Annotated in this window: 22 protein-coding genes; 7 read left to right on the top strand and 15 right to left on the bottom strand. The window is 63.5% G+C overall.

Translation table 11 applies throughout. The features are described 5' to 3' along the window. Positions 1 to 25: 25 nt before the first annotated feature. Together ABWK72_RS01860 and ABWK72_RS01865 are read right to left on the bottom strand one after the other, a co-directional pair. On the bottom strand, positions 26 to 1,246 hold the full coding sequence (locus ABWK72_RS01860) for an MFS transporter (protein WP_367873078.1): 1,221 nt from the start codon (positions 1,244 to 1,246) through the stop codon (positions 26 to 28). Between the two features lie 53 nt (positions 1,247 to 1,299). Continuing rightward, positions 1,300 to 2,202 (bottom strand): helix-turn-helix domain-containing protein, encoded by a 903-nt coding sequence (locus tag ABWK72_RS01865; RefSeq protein ID WP_367873079.1) that lies wholly within the window; start codon positions 2,200 to 2,202, stop codon positions 1,300 to 1,302. 98 nt (positions 2,203 to 2,300) lie between these two features. Between ABWK72_RS01865 and ABWK72_RS01870 the strand changes: the two genes are divergently transcribed. After that, positions 2,301 to 3,071 (top strand): DUF1080 domain-containing protein, encoded by a 771-nt coding sequence (locus ABWK72_RS01870; RefSeq protein ID WP_367873080.1) that lies wholly within the window; start codon positions 2,301 to 2,303, stop codon positions 3,069 to 3,071. Here ABWK72_RS01870 and ABWK72_RS01875 read toward each other — a convergent pair. The 5 genes from ABWK72_RS01875 to ABWK72_RS01895 all read right to left on the bottom strand — a co-directional run bounded on the left by ABWK72_RS01875 (position 3,019) and on the right by ABWK72_RS01895 (position 7,401). Next, entirely contained in the window at positions 3,019 to 3,987 is a 969-nt protein-coding gene (locus tag ABWK72_RS01875; RefSeq protein WP_367873081.1) for an acyl-CoA desaturase, read from the bottom strand. The genes ABWK72_RS01870 and ABWK72_RS01875 overlap by 53 nt on opposite strands. Before the next feature lie 120 nt (positions 3,988 to 4,107). After that, positions 4,108 to 4,503, bottom strand: coding sequence for a type II toxin-antitoxin system HigA family antitoxin (locus ABWK72_RS01880; protein ID WP_367873082.1), 396 nt, complete (start codon positions 4,501 to 4,503; stop codon positions 4,108 to 4,110). 15 nt (positions 4,504 to 4,518) lie between these two features. Continuing rightward, the gene (locus ABWK72_RS01885) at positions 4,519 to 4,806 is read right to left on the bottom strand and encodes a type II toxin-antitoxin system HigB family toxin (protein ID WP_367873083.1); all 288 of its coding nucleotides are present in this window, start codon (positions 4,804 to 4,806) and stop codon (positions 4,519 to 4,521) included. 72 nt (positions 4,807 to 4,878) lie between these two features. Beyond that, positions 4,879 to 6,768, bottom strand: a complete 1,890-nt coding sequence (locus ABWK72_RS01890; protein WP_367873084.1) for an ABC-F family ATP-binding cassette domain-containing protein — start codon at positions 6,766 to 6,768, stop codon at positions 4,879 to 4,881. A 213-nt stretch (positions 6,769 to 6,981) separates the two neighbouring features. After that, positions 6,982 to 7,401 carry an ester cyclase gene (locus ABWK72_RS01895; protein WP_367873085.1) on the bottom strand — a complete coding sequence of 140 codons (420 nt, stop codon included), beginning with the start codon at positions 7,399 to 7,401 and terminating at the stop codon, positions 6,982 to 6,984. A 161-nt stretch (positions 7,402 to 7,562) separates the two neighbouring features. On the opposite strand from ABWK72_RS01895, the gene ABWK72_RS01900 reads away from it, so the two are divergent. Together ABWK72_RS01900 and ABWK72_RS01905 are read left to right on the top strand one after the other, a co-directional pair. Further along, on the top strand, positions 7,563 to 8,189 hold the full coding sequence (locus ABWK72_RS01900) for a peroxiredoxin (protein ID WP_367873086.1): 627 nt from the start codon (positions 7,563 to 7,565) through the stop codon (positions 8,187 to 8,189). Between the two features lie 110 nt (positions 8,190 to 8,299). Then, positions 8,300 to 9,175 carry a YihY/virulence factor BrkB family protein gene (locus tag ABWK72_RS01905; RefSeq protein WP_367873087.1) on the top strand — a complete coding sequence of 292 codons (876 nt, stop codon included), beginning with the start codon at positions 8,300 to 8,302 and terminating at the stop codon, positions 9,173 to 9,175. Positions 9,176 to 9,187: 12 nt separating this feature from the next. Here the strand turns inward: ABWK72_RS01905 and ABWK72_RS01910 are convergent, their stop codons facing one another. After that, the gene (locus ABWK72_RS01910) at positions 9,188 to 10,363 is read right to left on the bottom strand and encodes a glycoside hydrolase family 76 protein (protein WP_367873088.1); all 1,176 of its coding nucleotides are present in this window, start codon (positions 10,361 to 10,363) and stop codon (positions 9,188 to 9,190) included. Positions 10,364 to 10,481: 118 nt separating this feature from the next. Here ABWK72_RS01910 and ABWK72_RS01915 point away from each other — a divergent pair, with 118 nt between their 5' ends. Next, entirely contained in the window at positions 10,482 to 11,066 is a 585-nt protein-coding gene (locus ABWK72_RS01915; RefSeq protein WP_367873089.1) for a hypothetical protein, read from the top strand. A 20-nt stretch (positions 11,067 to 11,086) separates the two neighbouring features. Here ABWK72_RS01915 and ABWK72_RS01920 read toward each other — a convergent pair whose 3' ends face one another. Both ABWK72_RS01920 and ABWK72_RS01925 read right to left on the bottom strand, forming a co-directional pair. Continuing rightward, the gene (locus ABWK72_RS01920; RefSeq protein WP_367873090.1) at positions 11,087 to 11,848 is read right to left on the bottom strand and encodes a hypothetical protein; all 762 of its coding nucleotides are present in this window, start codon (positions 11,846 to 11,848) and stop codon (positions 11,087 to 11,089) included. A gap of 65 nt (positions 11,849 to 11,913) precedes the next feature. After that, the gene (locus ABWK72_RS01925) at positions 11,914 to 12,906 is read right to left on the bottom strand and encodes a hypothetical protein (protein ID WP_367873091.1); all 993 of its coding nucleotides are present in this window, start codon (positions 12,904 to 12,906) and stop codon (positions 11,914 to 11,916) included. Positions 12,907 to 13,084: 178 nt separating this feature from the next. Between ABWK72_RS01925 and ABWK72_RS01930 the strand changes: the two genes are divergently transcribed. Next, positions 13,085 to 13,795, top strand: coding sequence for an outer membrane lipoprotein-sorting protein (locus ABWK72_RS01930; RefSeq protein ID WP_367873092.1), 711 nt, complete (start codon positions 13,085 to 13,087; stop codon positions 13,793 to 13,795). Positions 13,796 to 13,892: 97 nt separating this feature from the next. Here the strand turns inward: ABWK72_RS01930 and ABWK72_RS01935 are convergent, their stop codons facing one another. The 4 genes from ABWK72_RS01935 to ABWK72_RS01950 form a co-directional block, all read right to left on the bottom strand. Beyond that, complete coding sequence (locus ABWK72_RS01935) at positions 13,893 to 14,705, bottom strand: MBL fold metallo-hydrolase (protein WP_367873093.1); 813 nt, start codon at positions 14,703 to 14,705, stop codon at positions 13,893 to 13,895. A gap of 10 nt (positions 14,706 to 14,715) precedes the next feature. Continuing rightward, on the bottom strand, positions 14,716 to 15,573 hold the full coding sequence (gene pdxA, locus ABWK72_RS01940) for a 4-hydroxythreonine-4-phosphate dehydrogenase PdxA (RefSeq protein WP_367873094.1): 858 nt from the start codon (positions 15,571 to 15,573) through the stop codon (positions 14,716 to 14,718). A gap of 7 nt (positions 15,574 to 15,580) precedes the next feature. Continuing rightward, complete coding sequence (locus ABWK72_RS01945) at positions 15,581 to 16,648, bottom strand: peptidylprolyl isomerase (protein ID WP_367873095.1); 1,068 nt, start codon at positions 16,646 to 16,648, stop codon at positions 15,581 to 15,583. 237 nt (positions 16,649 to 16,885) lie between these two features. Next, a complete protein-coding gene (locus tag ABWK72_RS01950; protein ID WP_367873096.1) occupies positions 16,886 to 17,194 on the bottom strand; it encodes a hypothetical protein in 309 nt (102 codons plus the stop codon). A 122-nt stretch (positions 17,195 to 17,316) separates the two neighbouring features. Here ABWK72_RS01950 and ABWK72_RS01955 point away from each other — a divergent pair, with 122 nt between their 5' ends. Both ABWK72_RS01955 and ABWK72_RS01960 read left to right on the top strand, forming a co-directional pair. After that, positions 17,317 to 17,487 (top strand): CPXCG motif-containing cysteine-rich protein, encoded by a 171-nt coding sequence (locus tag ABWK72_RS01955; protein WP_367873097.1) that lies wholly within the window; start codon positions 17,317 to 17,319, stop codon positions 17,485 to 17,487. 124 nt (positions 17,488 to 17,611) lie between these two features. Next, the gene (locus ABWK72_RS01960) at positions 17,612 to 18,613 is read left to right on the top strand and encodes a glycosyltransferase (protein WP_367873098.1); all 1,002 of its coding nucleotides are present in this window, start codon (positions 17,612 to 17,614) and stop codon (positions 18,611 to 18,613) included. A 10-nt stretch (positions 18,614 to 18,623) separates the two neighbouring features. Here the strand turns inward: ABWK72_RS01960 and ABWK72_RS01965 are convergent, their stop codons facing one another. Next, a complete protein-coding gene (locus tag ABWK72_RS01965) occupies positions 18,624 to 18,959 on the bottom strand; it encodes a hypothetical protein (protein WP_367873099.1) in 336 nt (111 codons plus the stop codon). Positions 18,960 to 18,982 lie beyond the last annotated feature (23 nt).

Below are 18,982 nucleotides of genomic sequence, written 5' to 3' on the forward strand. Positions count from 1 at the left end.
CGGACTAAAGTCCGCGCTCCCGGGTTCAATCCTTCTCCGTCACCACATCCGGCAGGAACACCGTCAGGATCCCGATCAGCGGCAGGAAGGCGCAGATCTGGAAGACGAAGTTGATCCCGTGCAGGTCCGCCACCTTGCCCAGCACGGCGGAGCCGATGCCCGCGATGCCGAAGGCCAGGCCGAAGAAAAGCCCGGCGATCATTCCGACCTTCCCCGGCAGCAACTCTTGCGCGTAGACAAGGATCGCCGAGAACGCCGACGCCAGTACCAGCCCGATGATCACGCTCAGCACCGCGGTCATCCCGAGGCCGACGTGCGGCAGCGCCAGGGAGAACGGCGCGACGCCCAGGATGGAGGCCCAGATCACGCGCTTGCGCCCGATCCGGTCGCCCACCGGTCCGCCGACGATCGTGCCCACCGCGACCGCGGCCAGCAACAGGAACAAGTGATACTGCGCACTCTGCACCGAGACGTGGAAGCGGTCGATCAGATAGAAGGTGTAGTAGCTGGTGAGTGAGGCCAGATAGACATACTTAGAGAAGGTCAGCGCCACCAACACTGACAGCGCGATCGCCACCGTCCTCCGCGGAAAGGCCACCTCTGCACCGGCGCGCGCCGCCTTCGGCCGCATGCGGTGGAAGTTCCGCCCCTGCCAGCGTCCGATCATGGTCAGGATGATCACGCCGACCAACGCCACCGCGGAGAATGCCAGGATCGAACGCTGCCCGTGCGGCACGATGATCAGCGCGGCGAGCAAGGGCCCGATGGCGCTGCCCGCATTCCCGCCGACTTGGAAGACCGATTGCGCGAGCCCGCGGCGCTTGCCCGCCGCCATGTAGGCGATGCGCGAGGCCTCCGGGTGGAAGACCGCGGAGCCGGTGCCGATCAACGCGGCGGAAATCAGGATCGTCGCGAAACTCTGCGAATTCGCCAGCGAGATCAGGCCGATCAAGGTGAAGGCCATGCCCACCGGCAGGGAGTAGGGCAGGGGCTTGCGGTCGGTGACCAGCCCGACCAACGGCTGCAGGAGCGATGCCGTGAGCTGGAAGGTGAAGGTGATCATCCCGAGCTGCGTGAAGCTGAGATGATACGACTCCTTCAGGATCGGATAGATCGAGGGCAGCAGCGCCTGGATCGTATCATTCAGCATGTGCGCCGTCGCGATCGCCAGCAACAGGGCGAAGACGGTATCGTTGGCTGACCGTGCCGGCACCGCTTCGGCGTCCGTGGCGAGGGTTTCTTGCATGGGGCGGAAAGCGTCGTCCGCTAGGGCCTGCGAGGCAAATTTTCCGACCGGTGCTAGCGGGGCGCTTTCTGGTATTTTTCTCGGATTTTCTCCCGGAACTCCGCTGGACTGCACCTTTCGTAGCGCCGGAAGAAGCGCCCGAAGTAGGAGGGATCCTTGAAGCCGAGGGCGTAGCCGATCTCGGCAATCGTCAGTCCGGAGTGCAGCAGATGCCGCTTCGCATCGAGCAGGCGGCGCTGGCGGACATGCTCGCCCGCCGCTCGTCCGGTGGCGTCCGCCACCACGTCATTGAGGTGATTCGCGGTGATGCCCAGTTCCTTGGCATAGGGCGTCAGGGCCTGCCACTCGCGGAAATGCCTCTCCACCAGCAACTGGAAGTCCCTTACCATTGCGTCCGCCCGCTTGGGCGAGGATGCCAGTCTAACAGGTGAACGCCAGCGGCTCGCCTTCACCATCAGGATCCGCAGCAGCGCGCGGATGATCTCGGCTGCACCGGGCCGCGCGGCGTCGAATTCCCCCTGCAGCTCGCGGAAGAGGGCGAGGGCCGGCTCGATCGCGGGCTTCGGCAGCTTCATCCACGGTGGGAAGTCCGCGGCGTAGAAAAAGGGCAACTCCAGCAGCAGCGCGGTGGAGCCCGCCGCACCGGCATCGAAAAATTCGCGCGTGAAGGAAAGGATCGTGCCATCGGTCTCGGCCCCCGATTTCACCGCGTGAACCTGTCCCGGGCTCAGGAAAAACAGCGTGTGGCCGCTGACCTTCGCCTCGCGGAAGTCATGCATCAGCAGGGCCTCGCCGCGGATCAGGGAGATCTGGAAGAAATCGTGGTAGTGCGGCGAGAGCAGCGCGGGATTCCACGCCCGCGATTCCTGGTAGGGCACGGCCACGAAGCCCTCGCCACGCAGGCCGGACTGCCGGTAGTCGCCCAGACCGACGGCGGGGATCGCTTCGCGTTTCATTGCGCCCCGCCAATCAAGCCGAAGTCCCCGCCCGCCGCCAGTGCTGTCATCTTTTCCATACTTGGAAAGTGTAGCGCCCGCCCGCTAGTATCCCCGGGATGAAGCTCCTCTGCCTCGCTATCGCCGCCGCCCTCTCCGGACAATTCGCGCTCGCCCGTGTCGGCGTCGGGGCCAATCCGATCGAAGGGGCCGAGGTGGTCTTCGACGGCTCGCGCGAGATGCTCGATGCCAAGTGGACGTACTGGCAGGGCCCGCGCTTCGCATCCGCTCTGCCGATCAAGTGGAAGATCGTGGATGACGCCGTGGACAAGGGCACGGTGATGATGAGCGATGATCCTGCTGCGGCCGGCGGCAAGTATGGCACTGCGGACATTGTGACCAAGAAGGCCTACAAGGACTTCCGCCTCCACATCGAATTCTACATCGCCAAGGAAGGCGGAAACAGCGGCGTTTATCTCCAGAACCGCTACGAAATCCAAATCCTCGATGGCGACAAGACCAAGCACGGCCTCGGCGCGGTGATCAACGAGACCGAGTCGCCCTACGAGGCCTATAACGGCGTGGGCAAGTGGAACTCCTACGACATCCTCTTCCGGGCGGCGCGCTTCAAGGATGGGAAGATGAGCGAGAAGCCGATGCTCACGATGTATTTCAACGGCAAGAAGGTCCACTCGAACCAGACCATCAGCCAGGTCTGGGGCGGTCCGAATTCCGGCGTGGACGGTGGCAACGACGGCGGGAAGGGCATCACCGACACGCCGCAGGGCCTCAAGCTCCAGTGCGAGGGCCACGACGTGCGCTTCCGGAACATCTGGATCAAGGAAGTGGCGATCGAAAAGGCGGATACGGATTTTGCGGCGGGGGATTGAGCTTCTGTTCCAGGGCCGGAAGTCGCTTCAACTCGGGCCGCGCCGGAAGGTGTTCCGGCAGCCTCAGATTCCACACCAGGCCGACCGAGCGCAGGGCGCACAGCACCCACCAGCCGGGATCGTGCTGCGTCTCGTTCAGGCCGAGGCGTGCCGAACCGGGGAAGGCGTGGTGATTGTTGTGCCACGATTCGCCCATTGTCAGCAGTCCGATGTGCGGGACGTTGTGACCCTGCACGGCGTGGCCTTCCAGATGCCAATCGCGCGGGCCGGTATTGTGGGCGAAATAGCCAACCAGCCAGTGGCCGATCAGCGACAGCACGATCCGCAGCGAGATGCACCAAATCACCAGCGGAATGCCGCCGATCAAGAAAAAGAGGAGTGCCCACGGTAGCTGCTGGAGCATCCAGGTCCGCTCCATAAATCGATACCAGCGGTCCTCCGCCACCCGCGGCTCGATGGTGAACTCGGGCGGATCCTCCAAGCGGATCTCGCAGTGAAGCTGCCACAGGAAGTCCTTCCAGATCGGATTCCGGTGGATGAAGAAGGCATGGCAGGCCTCGTGGCGCTGCGACCAGTCCCGGATATCGTGCATGTAGAGCATCCGGAACGGACCGCCCATCCCGACCAAGGTGCCGAGGTGGACCAGCAGGCGCTCGAACCAGCGCGGGCAGTCGAAGCTGCGGTGGATCAGCAGGCGGTGCAGGCCGATCGAGTGACCGAGGCAGAGGGTGGTCACGGTGAACAGGAATGACAGGAGCACGGCAGGGTAGCTCAAGGTAAGGCTGCACCCAATCAGGGCGATCAGGGCGTGGGCCGTGAACCAGATGGACTTCACCGGCGACCAGACCACCCGGCCGTGGAGCGGATTCGTCCGCTCGTTTTTGGGCAGCATCCGCGGGATTTCATGGGCATTCATGGTATTGATGCGGTTCCGAACGGCAGGGTCGCCGTTCATTGTTTTCAGTAAATACTGAAAACACAGGAACTAAAGGACGAACTTTGCCAATTTGATCCCCTGATCAGATCCAATCGCCTCTCAAGCGGCGCGCACCTGCTTCTTGCGAGAGGTTCCGGCCGGTCGTAGTTCCAAGAGGACATCCACCGGAATTTTCAGCCCCTCGTGGAGCTTGCGGATCATTGCCAAGCTTAACGGTCGCTTTCTCGAAAGCACTTCGGAGACCTTGCTTCTCCCTCCCAGGTAGGGTTCCAGATCCTTCCGGGAAAGTCCTTGTTGTTCCATGCGGAAACGAATCGCCGCTATCGGGTCAGGAGCAGGAATGGGGAAGCGGGATTTCTCGTAGGCCTCAATGAGGAACGCCAGGACCTCCAGTTCATCGGCCTCCGGAGTGTCGCGGGAAGGTTCCAGAAGCATCAGCGCCTCCACGCGCTGCATGGCACGGCGGTAGTCGGCGGTCGTCTTGACGAGTTTCATTGCTTGGTCGAAGTGCTATTCAAGTTTCCATTTATCGTAGTCGGCATGGGTTCCCACCCTATCGATCACGACGATACCGCCGGAGTAACGGACTACCACAACGAGTCTGAAATTGTTCCCGCCGATATTGAATATCACCCGGTTGCCGGAGAGGAAATCCGCCGACCGGTAGCGGCCTTTGATGTCGTTTGGAGTTTTCCAAGTCGCGGACTCGGTTTCAGCAAGCCACGAAGCGATGGGAGGTCGAGCCTTGGCGTGTTTGCCCATGAACTTCACCAGCTTCTCGCGCCCGAGGACAATCATCTCCTTTCAAAGCAATAGAGCTTCCCACCGGATGACTTCAAGCGGGAAGTTCCCATTTTGGGAGCAAAGTGATCAGGCAGTCGCCTCTAGCTGCTCCCACCGCGCATACAGCCGCGCGACTTCCGCCTTCGCCTTTTCCAGCAGCGCCGCCGTCGCTGGGATCTCCGCGAAGTTCTTCTGAAACTCCGGATCGGCGAGTTTCGCTTCCAGCCCGGCGACCGCCTCCTCCGCCTTGAGAATCGTCTCCTCCATGCCCTCCAACTCCTTGCGCTCGGCGAGGGTCAGCTTCCTCGGCTTGGCTGCCGCCGCTGCTGCCGGAGCCTTCTGGCGTGAGGCGGCATCGCGTGCAGCCGCTTGGGCGTGGAGGCGCTGCACCTGCTCGCGGGCTTGGCGCTTTTCGAGATAGTAGGAATAATTGCCCGGCTGCGCCGTCACGCCGTGGTCCTCGAAGGCCACGATCTGATCGCAGATGCGGTCGAGGAAATAGCGGTCGTGCGAGACCACCAGCACCGCGCCATCGAAGTCGGCCAGCGCCTCCTCAAGCATCCGCAGCGAGGGCAGGTCGAGGTCGTTCGTCGGCTCGTCGAGCACCAGCAGGTTGCCGCCGGTCTTCAGCACCTTGGCCAGCATCAAGCGCGCGCGCTCGCCACCGGAAAGGAGATCCACGCGCTCGTTGATCCGTTTGTCGTCGAAGAGGAAGCGCTTCAGGTAGGTCCGCGCGCCCATCGTCTGGTTGCCGAATTGCACCTTCTCGTTGCCGTCGGCCACCTCGTCTAACAGGGAGCCGGTGCCATCGAGGACCATGCGGGTCTGGTCGATGTAATTGATCTTCACCTTTTTCCCGATCGTCGCCTTGCCTTCGTCGGGAGGAAGCTGCCCCAGGCAGACCCGGAGCAGGGTCGTCTTGCCGACGCCGTTGCGGCCGACGATTCCCGTGCACTGGCCTGGTCGCAGCTCCAGATTGAGATGGCGGAAGAGCCAGCGCGGGGAAGTGGCCGTGCCGACATTCACCCCCGCTCCTTCAAGCTCCACCACGATGTTCCCGAGATCGGGCGCAGGCGGGATGAGCAGGTCCATCTCGCGCTCTTCCGGCGGGGCTTGCAGGCCCTCCACCTCGTAGAATTGATCCAGCCGGTGCCGCGATTTCGTGCCGCGTGCCTTCACCCCGGAACGCACCCAGTCCAGTTCTTCCCGCAGGAAGCGCTGGCGGCGGCGCTCGGTCTGCTCCGCGATCTGGCGGCGCACCGCCTTCGATTCCAGATACGCCGTGTAATTGCCCGGATGCGAGAAAGCCTTGCCTTGGTCGATCTCGATGATCCGCGTGGCGATCACGTCGAGGAAATAGCGATCGTGCGTGACGAAAATGACAGCGCCCGAATAGCTCTTCAGGAAGTCTTCCAGCCAGCGGATCGAATCGGCATCGAGATGGTTCGTCGGTTCGTCCAGCAGCAGCAAGTCCGGCTGCGAGGCCAGTGCCCGGCACAACGCCACGCGCCGCTTCTCTCCACCCGACAGAGGTTTCACCGCCGTCTCCAACGGTGGCGTGCCCAAGGCGGTGGCGGTCGCCTTGATCCGCGAATCGAGGTTCCAGCCATCGGCGTGGTCGATCAGGTGAAGCAGGTCGGACAGCTCCGCCTCCGAGCCCTCGCCATTCTCGTAGCGGCGGATCGCCTCGACGATATCGGCCGCCCCGGCCGCGATGTTTTCGTGAACTGAAAGCTCCAGATCGAGCTCGAATTCCTGCGGCAGGTAGCCGATCCGCAGCCCGCGCCGGATCGAGATTTCCCCGGAATCCGCCTTCGAACTGCCGGTCAGGATCTTCAGCAGCGAGGTCTTCCCGCAGCCGTTCCGCCCTACCAGGCCGACCTTTTCACCCGCGGCCACGGCCAGCGTGACCCCGTCCAGCAGGGTCTGATAGCTGAACGACAGGCGGATCTCATTGGCGGAAAGCAGGGCGGACATGAACGGCGGGGATCACGTTTCATCCGCACGCGAAAGGCAAGGCGCATCCAGTGGCTTGACCGCGGATTGCGAGGATGATGGAAAGGAAACCACGGATAAACACCATGAAGACGGATGAGGGAAGGCACCGCAGCGGGCTGCCTTTCATCCGTGTTCATGGTGTTTATCCGTGGTTGAAATTGCCATTTTTTGCGCGGCTATTCCCGCCGTGCATCAAGCCCCTGGCGTCGGAATTACCCCGAACTGCATCATCAGTCCCAGCGTATCCATGATGATCCGGGTGTCCTTGATCTTGCCGCCTTCCAGGCGATCGATCACCACGCCCCACACGCTCACGGGCCGCCCGGTGGCTGGCACGCCGAGGAATTCCCCGCGATGGGTGCCGGTCCACGTGAAACGCGTGACCACCTTGTCACCCTCGGCAACCTGCTCGTCGATGGTCCAGCGGACGTCCGGAAACGCCGCCCGGTAGCCGGTGAGCATTTCCTTCAGGCCCTCGATCCCCGGGCCTTGGCCGGGCAGGGGGACTTGCTCGACCATGTTGTCCCAAAAGAACTTCCCGCACGCATCGATCCGCCCCTCGTTAATCACCTCCGTGATGAATCCGTTGACCACCGCGATGTTGTTTTGCATGAGCCTCTTCATGCAATCCGGCACCTCCGGGGGAAAGCTTGGTCTGCGCCATGCTGTGCCGCAGCGCAGCAGCGATAAGGGTTGCCCGCTAGGCCGGGAGGCCCTACGGCGCGCCCGCCGCCTGCGCGCGGCAGAACTTCCAACCACCACATCACAAAATCGTGTCCGTACTCGTAGGCAAGAAAGCCCCGTCCTTCAGCGCCAAGGCCGTGCTGGGAGCCACCATCGTCGATAATTTCTCCTTGGACCAATACCTCGGCGAAAAATACGTGATCCTCTTCTTCTACCCGAAGGACTTCACCTTCGTCTGCCCCACCGAACTCCATCGCTTCCAAGAGGAACTCCACGAGTTCGAGTCCCGCAATGTCGCCGTGGTCGGTTGCTCGACCGACTCCGAATTCTCGCACTGGGCATGGCTCCAGATGCCGAAGGGCAAGGGCGGGATCGAGGGCGTGACCTACCCGCTCGTCGCCGATGTGAACAAGACCATCTCCGACGCCTATGACGTGCTCGCCGGCGACTACGAGGTGGACGAGAGCGGCAGCCTGATCGTGAGGGGCGAACTCGTCGCCTACCGCGGCCTGTTCCTGATCGATAAGGAAGGCATCGTCCGCCACCAGGTGGTCAATGACATGCCGCTCGGCCGCTCGATCCGCGAGGCCCTGCGCGTGGTCGACGCCCTCCAGCATTTCGAGCAATTCGGCGAAGTCTGCCCGATGGACTGGAGCCGCGGCGACAAGGCCATGGTGCCCGATCACGAGGGCGTCTCCAGCTATCTCGCGAACTAAGTCCGCTTCCGCCATGGGTCCTGTCAGCCGATAGGACCCGTGGTGCCGGGCCTCTGTTTCCCGGCAATTTCTACCCTTTCGCCTCGCCCGCAGGGTGTTAGGCTCTGGTGGTGTTTCGCATCCGACGGCTCCGATCAATCCTCTTCTGGCGGCGCCTGACCCGCCGCTGGGTGATCCATCGTCATACGGACAATTCCGCGGCGCTGGCCTTCTACGCGCTGATTTCCTTTCCGCCGCTGCTCCTGATCGGCGTGACCGTGGCGGGCATGGTGCTAGGGGATAAGGCCGCCCATGGCGAACTGCAGAAGCAGACGACCGCCGTCCTCGGCTCCGAACTGGCTGCGACCATCGAGGGCATTTTACAAAGTGCCCGGATCGCCCCGCGCTCGCAACCGCTGGCCTTCATCGTCGCGATGGTCACGCTGGCCTACGCCGGGTCGCACGTCCTGTCGAAGCTGCGCAAGACCCTCAACGTGGTGAATGAAGCGGCACCGGTAGACCCGTCCCGTCCTTGGCTGAGGAGACTCGGCGCACGCGCGCTGTGCGCCGCATTGATCCTCGCCTTCGGCGTCCTGTTAGTGGCGGCGACCGTTGCGCAGGGCTTCGCCGCCTACGTCGCGGCCCGCATGGATGCACCGTGGCTCGCGGATCTCGATTTGCTCCAGCGCTTCGGCTGGATCTCGACCTATCTGCTGCTCACCCTGGCCTTCGCCCTGATCATGAAGGTCCTCCCGCGGCGCCGCCCGATGTGGAAATACGCCTTCGTCGGCGGCGCGGTCGCCGCGATCACCACCGGTTCGCTCAAGGGTTTCCTCGACTTCTATTTCCGCCACAGCCTGTGGGGCTCCTTCATCGGCGGCGGCTTGAACCTGTTGCTTTTCCTCTTCTGGCTCTTCGTCTCGATCCAGGCCTTCCTCGCCGGCGCGGAGATCGCGGCCTGGCTGGGCAGGCGTGAGGCAGTTCGCAGAAAAACGGCTGGGAAGTAGCGGGAGCCGCTCCTACTTCCCGATCTTCTCCGCCTCTTTCTCTTCCACCGGCTTCCCCATTTCCTGCGCCGCCAGCCAATAAATCCGCGCCGGGCTCGCTTGATTCAAGAGCACCACCTCCTGCATCGGCCCCGGACGACGGCGGTCCCAGCGGTGCGGATACCGGCCGTTCTCGTCCCGCATCTTGTCGTGCAAATGCACCAGGCAACGGCTCACCGTCTCCTTCCAGCGCGGATCCTTGTCCCGCTTGCCCAGCTCAAGGAACGACTCTAACAAAAGGTGCGCGAATCGTCCGCTGTCCGAGATCGCCCCGGTCGAGTGGATCCACAGCTTCTCGCCCGCATTCGCGACGCGCTTGGCCTCTTCCAGATACTTCGCCTCGCCGGTGATCTCATGGAACAGGCAGTTCGCCCGGATCATCAGCGCCGTGTTGTAGGTGAACTTCCGGCGGTCGATCCGGCCATCCAGCTTGATGTTGTCCCAGAACAGGCCGTCCGTGTCCTGCATCGTCTTGCAGGTCCAGGCATAGAGCCGCTTGGCCGTTTCGAGATGCTTTTCGTCCTTCGTAAGCTGGTGCAGGCGCAGGGCACTGACGATCGCCGGGGCGTTGGTGCAGGTGTTCTTCGATTCCTTCGCCACCTCGCGCCAGTAGAGCCCGCCGCCGAGCTTGTCGTCCTCGCCGCTCATCACGAAGCGGAAGGTCGCCGCCGCCTGGTCGAGATACTTCTTGTCCTTCGTCACCTCGGAGACCTCGGCCAGCGCCAGCACCAGCCAGGCATTGTCATCGTAGTAGCGGTCGGAGGCCTTCGGTCCCGGCTGCACGTCGAAGCCCTCGATCCCGTCGTGCTTCAGCCAATAAACTTGTATCGTATCCGCGTATTCCTTCAGAGGTCCGAGCCGCTTCTCCGGCTCCAGTTCCGCCGCCGCAGCCATCGCGCTGAGCTGCACGCCCACGCCCCACATGAAGGCAGGATGATCCGGTTTGCGCTCCGCCACATTGGCCTTCTCCGCGTAGAGCTTCTTCTCCGGCAGCCACAGGTCCTTGTGCAACACCTCCAGCGTCTCCGCGCCCCAGTCCCGGAAGGGCGGCGCCGGGGTCGGCTCGGGTTCCGCGGCGGAAAGCCCGACGAGTGAAAGCGCCAGAAAAGCGCGACCGATTTGCCCGGAGGAAAGCGTTTGGAAAACCATGCTTCCCATTCGTTACAACGAGCCCGGATCTTGCGCCAAGCCAACGTTTCCTCGGAATCACCGGCGCGCTCACGCAAGTCTCCGCAACTTCACGCCCGCTTTCCGGTTCGATCTCTTTATGCGAGCAACGCTCCTCTGGCTCATTCCCGCCGCCGCCTTCTTGTCTGCCTGCGACAAGCAGGAAGAACCGGCAGCCGCCCGATCGAAGCTGAAAGCGCCCAAGCCCGGCACTCACCGGCCGGAGACCACGCCGGAGGCACAAGCATCTGAAAAAACGCCTGAGACTTCAGCACCGGCCGCCGATTCCGGATCCTTCACGACCCCGCAATCTTCCCCGGTGGCCCCCGCTTCCCAAGCTTCCGCCCCCGCCACCCCGCCGACCATCCTCACGCAAGAGCAGCGCGACGCCTACAGCGCCGAACAAAGGGCCAAGCGCGCCACCCAAATGGCCGAAACCATGGCGACCCGCTTCAAGGAGCAGGATGCCAATGGCGACGGCTTGCTCGCCCAAGGCGAAGTCTCCGAACGCATGCAGCGCGGCTTCACCCGGGCCGACACCAACGGCGACGGTTCCCTCGACGCGACCGAGCAGCAGACCTTGATCAAGAACATGTCCGAGCGCATGACCGGGAATAACCCGCGCGATCGCCGCGAAACCGCCGGTCGCCGCGGCCAAGGCGGAAACCGCAGGGGCAGGAACTGAGCCGGGTAGAGTGAGCCCGATCACTCCCGCCAATACTCCGCCACCCACGGTGCCGGCAGCACCCGGTGATGCACCTTCCCATCGGCCACTCCCTTCACCGCATCCGGTGGATCCGGCTTGCCATGGAAGACCAGGATCTTCCCGCCCGCCGGCTTCTTCGGAGCCATCATCAGATTGAGCGGGAAGGGGGGGCGGCAGTTGTATTTGAAGCTGCGCACCCACTCCTCCGGCCACCAGTGGCGCTCCTTCATCGCATAGGTCAGGAAGGCCTGCTCCGTCTGGAAGAGCGAGCGGTCCTGGGCCCGGTCGATCTCGCGGATGAAAGTGTCGTAGATGTATTGCGACTTCCCGGCCTCGAAGCGGAAGATCGAAGAATTCCCGATCTCCGGCCGCGACCGCAGGATCTGTTTCCGCCGCTCGATCCAATTATGGATGATGCAGTTCTTCCCCGGCATGAAGTCGAAGAAACTATCGACCTCATCCAGCACCACGATATCCAGATCTAGGAACAAGGTCGGCCCTTCCAGATTCGCGAAGCCATCGCGGGTCATCACCAGCTTCAGGAAGACGTTCGGCCACTTCGCCTGCGTGATCCCCGGATTTTCCGGAAAGGGCAGCGTCTCGATCCCCTCGACCAGTCCCGACGCATCATCGGTCAGGCACACGAAGCGGAAGGGCCGCGACAAGTGCCTGCCCAGCGAGCGGAACAGGATATTCACGTAGCAAGCGGGGTAGCGCTTGCCCCACTTCATGCAGATGACGTTTACGGGCGCTCCGGGCATCGGTGGCTTCAAGTAAGTCCGCGGCAGACAGGCAACGGCCGCAATCCCAAGACGGACGAAGGCGGTCAGCCCTCCTCCTTGTATGCCTCCGCCCGGCCATTGCTGATGCAGGACGATAGCCACTGGATCAGCCGCTCGATCTCCGGGCTCTCCCGGCGCAGGCCATCGAGAGCCTGCCAGTCCATGTGCTGGCGCGAGTGCGGCGCGGCAAGCCGGTGCACGTCGATACGCTCCATCAGCGCCTCCGTTTCCTTGGGATGCGCGTTCAGGATGTTCGCCGGACGCGGCAGATCGTCGAGCGCCTGCGGTGTCAGGCCGAAGGAGATCACGCCGATGCCGAAGGCTGCGTTCAGGCGCCGCAGGCCGTCGGCCAGTGCCTCGTCCACGATCGGCGCGGCATAGATCAACTCGCCGCCCTGGGCCCAGATCGAGGACGACAGCGCTTGGAAGAAGTCCTCGCGGAAGCTGTCGAGCGAGGGCTGGATCCGCAGCCGTGCCGCGTGCAGGCGGAAGGGCGGCAGGCCCATCCGCTGTTTCAGGGAAAGCATCGTCGGGTCCAGCGCCATCTCGCCATCGGGTGCATCGCCGGTTTCCCAATCGACTAGGGCCACTTCCGGGAACTTCCAGAGATTGCCGAGCGGCGACTCGTGGGTGAAGGCCTGGCGGAAAACGAAGGGGAAGCGTCCGTTCACGTCGTAGTAGCGCATCACCACGGCGCGGAATTTCCGCAGCCGCTCCAGCGCCTGGTCCACCGCCTCGTGGTCCGCGCCGAATTCATCCAGCCGCCCGTGGCTCAGTGCCAGCAGCTCCTGCGCGCCGGTCAGCGCCGGCACCGGGGCCGTCCGCCGGTAGTAGCCCTGACCCTTCTCGACCTTCGCGATCGGCGAGGCCGGATCGCAGGACATGATCGAGAAATGGTAGCGTAGGGAGGCATCCGAATACGCCCCGTTCAGTTGGAATCGTGCCAAGCGGATCAGCTCGGTCCCCTTGATCGACTCGGCAGGGTTGCTCGGAAGCAGGGGTGGCAGGATTTCCGTAAGCTGGGTACGAAGGCTCATCGTGGGTGCAAAAGGGACGCTGTTGGGGCGGTGGCTGAATTCCACTTCGCCGGTGTGTCTTCCATCAAGCACCTAATGGCAGGAATTTGAAAATTCCCGGTCATCCGGGACGCTCTTTTTGTGAATCCGGCCTCGCGCTTGCAAAAGTAGCATTTCCGGACCATGCTCCGGCATCGCCATGAAAGCCTTCCTTGCCGCCACCCTTTTCGCCGCCGCCGTCGCCCCGCTCCGCGCGCAGGCCCCCGACGCGGCCCGGATGATCCGGAGCATCCGGCTCTCCGCCACCGTGCAGCAGATGAACCTCAACGGCGTGATCCGCAAGGACGCCAAGGTCCCCATCACCATGTTCGTGCGGGACGGCAACATGCAGTTCTACCTCGGCAACAACGAGCGCTTCCACATCCGCCTGGGCGATGAAAAGTGCGAACTCCTCACTCTCGACGACAAGGGCAAGACCGCCGCCTTCCCCGTTTCCAAGCTCGCTGCCCCCATCGCCGGCACGGATGTCACCTACGAGGATCTCACCCTGCGCTTCCTCTACTGGCCCGGTGCCAAGCTGGAGGGCGAAGAAAAGGTGAACGGGGCTGATTGCTACCGCATCGCCCTGACCAATCCCGGCAATGACGGTGCCTTCGCCAAGGTCTACGTCTGGGTCCACAAGCAGTACGGTGCCTTCTGGCAAGTCCGTGCCCACGACCGCGCCGGCAAGCCGATCAAGGAATTCCAGGTCAACAAGGTGATGAAGGTACCTGGCGGAGAAGGCTACACCATCAAGCAGATGCGCGTGAACACCCTCGAAGACAAGGGCGGCGAGTATCGCACCAAGTCGATCACCTACATCGAGTTCGACGAACCCGATATCAAAGGCCCCAAGGGCCTCCGGAAGTAGGGCGGCTCTCCAGAGCGCCACCTTGGACTGCTGCGGCTCGCCGCAGCCTTCGGCAGGCAGCTCGCTGCCGTGAAGCACCCCGAGGTGATGCTCCAAATCAAGCGGCCGGAACGGGCTCCCTACCGGCACCCGCTAAAAAAACATTCCCCCTCTTCTCGCTCCCCACCGTGCTCTCCGGCCCGTGCCCGGTCAGCAGCACCGTCTCATCCGGCAGGCTCATTACCGCCGCCCTCAAGGCATCCAAAGCCTCCCGATACGGCTCGCCCGGTCCGCAGCCGCCCATCGACCCCGCGAACAAGGCATCTCCCGTGACACACAGCGGCACTCCCAAGCCCGTCACCACATAGCCGAGCGCCCCCGGACAATGTCCCGGAAGATCGATCACCCGGATCGATAGCGCGCCTCGCGAGAGTTCATCTCCCGGCTTCACCCTCTCCTCGAAACCCGCGGGACCGGCCACGCTTCGCGCCATATCCCCCAGTCCCGCCAAGCCGCCGGTGTGATCCCCGTGCGCGTGCGTGATCAGCACATCCACCTCCCGGATTCCCAAATCCTCCAGCGCACGCCGCAAATCCAGCCTGCCGTCACCCGCATCAAAAACCACGTGCCCGCCTCGGCCATCCTCGATCAGCCAGGCATTCACCGTCTCATCGTCGAAGGGCAATTCCAGCCCCCGCACCTCCGCCAGAGGGCAGGGGGGCGGCCAATATGCCGGCAATCCCGCCAAGGCCTCCGCGTCCAGCCCCAGCGGCGCTGCCAGCTTCCGCAGCAACTCGCCATCCACCTTCCCGCGGCTCGCCGCCAGCACCTCACGCTCCGGCAATCCGGCCTGCGCCGCCGCATCGGAGGGAGCCATGTCCAGACCGCGGAGGGCCTTCCGGATCACATCGGCAGTGCTGTCGTAGAGCATGAAATAGGGATCAGGCGAGTTCGCAGGCCAGGCGGATCGCGTGGATCATCGAGTCCGGCCGGGCGATGCCCTTGCCGGCGATGTCGAACGCGGTCCCGTGGTCCGGGCTGGTGCGCGGCTTCGGCAAGCCGAGGGTGACATTTACCCCGGTATCGAAATCCAGCAACTTCAGCGGGATCAGCCCTTGGTCGTGATACATCGCCAGCACCGCGTCGAACTCGCCCGCCGCCGCCCGCCGGAAGATCGCATCCGGCACGTGCGGCCCGGAAAAGACCCCTGGCTGCTCCCGGTTCAGGCTCGCGATCGCCGGCGCGATGACCCGCTCCTCCTCGTCGCCGAAGCGCCCTTGCTCACCCGCGTGGGGATTCAGACCCACCACCGCGATCCGCGGTTCCCGCCGGAAACGCCGCCGCGCGAAGTCCGCCAGAAGCCGCCCACTCCGGATAATTGCCTCCTGCGTCAGGCTGCTTGAAACATTCGCGAGCGGAATGTGAATCGTCGCCAGTCCAACGTTCAGCGTGGCACCGCTTAAGCACATCGTAAAGTCAACACAACCAAAACGATCTGCGAAAAATTCCGTTTGTCCCGGAAACGCGAATCCCGCCCCCTGCAGGCTCGCTTTCGACACCGGAGCCGTCACCACCGCGACCGCATCCGCGTCCGATTTCAACAATTCCACGGACATCTCAAGCGCCGCCAGAGCCTGCCGCGCCGAACGCTCGTCCGGCTGTCCCGGCGTCGCCCCGGTGGTCTCCCCGAGCACTTGGAAATCGAAGCCCGCGGGCAAGAGGCCGGAGGCCAGCGCCTTCGCCACGACCTCCGGACCGATCCCGGCAGGATCTCCCAAGGTAATCAGCACACGGGGCATCGCTCCGTCAGATCTTCTTCTGGATGCTTGCCGCGCGCCGCTTCTTCTCGATCCACTTTTCGTAGGCAACGGCGGACTTCTTGCCGGTCACCCGGTTTTCAATGCCCTTCCGGATCTCGGGATCGGACAGGGGCGGCGTCGGCCCGTAGGTGATGTGGATGATCTTCACCACCGTGAAGCCAGCCGGATCTTCCAGCGGCCCCAGCACCTCGCCGTCCTTGCCTGCGAAAATGACCGCGGCGAACTCGGGTGCCAGATCGGTGCGCGGCAGATCCTTCTGGAATCCGCCCTCCGCCGCAAAAGCGTCGCGGGAATGCTTCTTTGCCAGCTCCGCCACATCGGCTCCGGTCCTGATCTCCGTGGCGATCTGCTCGGCGAGCGCCAGTTGGGATTCCGGCGTGGCCAAAGGATTCTGGGTGTCCTGGCGCGGCAGGAAGAGCTTGTGAAAGGTGATCTTGTCCTTCGACTGGTCACGCATCAGCAGCTTCACCTCCCCGTATTCCTTCGCCAGCTCCTTGTTGTCGGGCGGTGCCACCTCGGCGATGTGCTCGGACCGGATCGCCTGCACGATCAACTGGTCGCGGACCATCTTCGAGTAGGCATCCATCGTCATCCGGGACAGCGAAAGCTGCGCCTCGAAGGCCGCCCGGTCCCCGCCGTGGGTTTCGCGGATCTGCCGGTCGATCTCCTTTTTGACCACGTGGTCGGGGAGCGCGGCACCCTTGGCCTCCATGGCCTTGAACTCGGAAAGGATGATCTCCCGGTCGATCAGCTCCTGCAGGATGTTCTCGCGGGCCTCCAGCACCTGGCGCTCGAATTCGGCCCCGCGGCGCGGGAACATGGTAGCCAGCTCGCGATAGGTCTTCGAGAGCATGAAACCCACCTTGTTCTTGGTAACCACCCGGCCGTTGACCAGCGCGGCGATCCCGTTGACCTCGAAGGCCCCCTGCGGCAGTTGCGGCGCCGGTGCCGGCATCGGCGCGGGTGCAGGGGCGGGCGGAGCCGGGGCAGGTTCCTGCGCCGGGGAAAGACCAGCGGCGGCCAAGAGGGCGAGCCAAGCGATGCGGGATGTCATGGGCGGAAAAATTGGCGATGCGGACGGCGTGACTGTTTCCTGCCGGGACCGGTATTGCAAGCGGGGAAAGCGCTGCCTTCAGGACCACCGCACATGAATTTTGAAACCGCGAATGGACGCCAATATGGAAGATTCGCGGGGCGGACCTCCGGAAAAACACTGCCATCCCCCGGAAACGAAAAGTCCCGCAGCCGCCTCTCGGTAGCTCCGGGACTCCATGGAAAAAACCGGCGAATGCTATTCGCGGAGCTTGTCAGCGGCCTTGTCGAGCCCGTCGGCAGCCTTGTCTTTCGCGTCCTCGGTCGCCGCCTTGGCCTTCGCCGCAGCGTCATCGCCGAGGGCCTTGGCCTTGTCGACGCCGTCCTTGGCTGCCTTCTCCGCATCCGCGGCGGCTTGCTTGATCTTCGCGGCGGCGTCGTCACCGGCGGCCTTGGCGTCTTCCGTGGCCTTCTCGATCTTCTTTTCGGCTTCGGCCTTGTCCGACTTGGTGCAGGCGGCAAAGGCAAGCGGCAGGGCGGCGAGCGCCAAAAGTTGGTGAATTTTCATGGATTTGGTGGTTCGGTTGGTTCTGGCAACGCCGGAATACGGCGATACATACAAGGGATCTAACACGATTTGACTTCCGGTCAAACTGGCTTTTGCGGAGCTTTTGTAGCAGCCTCGCCCCCATGGATACCGTGCTCGTGCAATGCCCCACCTGCTTCGAGAGCTTCGAAGTGGTCATGCCCTCCCTCGATGAACTGCCAACCGAGGTCGACTACGATTGCGAAATCTGCTGCCGCCCGATGATCATCGTCTTCGATGAGTCGGGAGCATTCGCCCGCGGCCTCGGAGACTGAGAAGGCAAATTACCAATTACTAAGCACTAATTCTTAAACGAGAGTGGGAGGGGAATGGGCTGCTGTTCCTTGTGACTTGGCACTTCTTACTTGGAACTTCCCTTGCCCCTACCTGGAACTTCCCTTGCCCCTCATCTCCATCGTCATGCCCTTCCGCAATGCCGCGGCGACCTTGCCGGAGGCCTTGGCCAGCGTGCGGGCGCAGACTTTCACCGACTGGGAATTGCTCGCGGTGGACGATCACTCGACCGACGATTCCGCCGGAGTGGTCAGGGACTTCGCGGCCACCGACCAGCGCGTAACGCTTCTGAAAGCGAGCTCGCGCGGGGTTGTCGCAGCCTCGGAAACGGCGGGACGGGTCGCGCAGGCGGAGTGGCTGGCACGGATGGATGCCGATGACGTGAGCCACCCGCAGCGCCTCGAGCGGCAGTGGGAAATGTCGCAGGCCTTGCCCCATCTCGACGTGATTGGCAGCGGCGTGGAGATCCTCACTCCGCTGGGCGAGGGGATGTCACGCCACGTCGCGTGGGTGAACTCTCTGGTGGAGCCGGAAGCCATCGCGAATGCCCGCTTCATCGAGAATCCGCTGGTCCACCCCAGCGCCCTGATGCGGAAGTCCGCGATCCGCGCCGCAGGCGGCTACCGGGAAGTCCCATGGGCGGAAGATCACGACCTCTGGCTACGCCTCCTCGAAGCTGGATCCATCTTCGGCAAGGTCCCCGAAACCCTGCTCGGCTGGCGCGATTCGCCGGGCCGCCTGACCCGCAGCGACCCGCGCTACGGCGATACCTTCCGCAACAAGATGCGCGCCCACTTCCTGGCCCGCATGCCCGCCATCCGCGAGCGCGGCGTGGTGATCTCCGGGGCCGGACCGATCGGCAAAACCATCGCCCAGGAGCTGCAATTGCGGGGCATCGAGGTGAAGGGCTTCTTCGAGGTCCATCCGCGCCGGATCGGCGAGAAAATCCACGGTGCCCCGGTGGCCGGGCTGGATGAGTTCGGCAAGAAGTGGCGGGATGCCGTCATGCTCGGTGCCGCCGGAACGCCCGGTGCGCGCGACGATATCCGCCGCATGGCCCGCGAGGCCGGCTACCGCGATGGCGCGGACTTCTGGGCGCTGTGCTGAACCGGGCGATCTAAGATAGATCGAAAATCCGGATGAGCGCCCACTCCACCGGCGTGCAGCGGTCCAGCTCCTCCAAGTTCACCTTGGTTCTGCTATGCGGCTTCAGGCAAGGCAGTTCGCCGCAGAGCACCGGGCGCAGGTGCTCGATCGGCGCTGTAAAAACCACCGGATAGCCGTTTCCGCCCAAGCATAGAGCCTCGCCCCGTGCGACCAAAGTCTCGATCCAATCGAGCCCTCGCAGTTCAGTATCCCAATAAGCGAGGATAACCCCGGTTTTGCTGTCGAAAGTGGCAGGGGAATCGCCGCCGTTGATTTGCCGATAAATGCCGAAGCTCCAGCCGATCATGGGTATTTAATAAAAAGAGCGAA

It is taken from the genome of Luteolibacter sp. Populi, from assembly GCF_040801775.1.
Classification (GTDB): domain Bacteria; phylum Verrucomicrobiota; class Verrucomicrobiia; order Verrucomicrobiales; family Akkermansiaceae; genus Haloferula.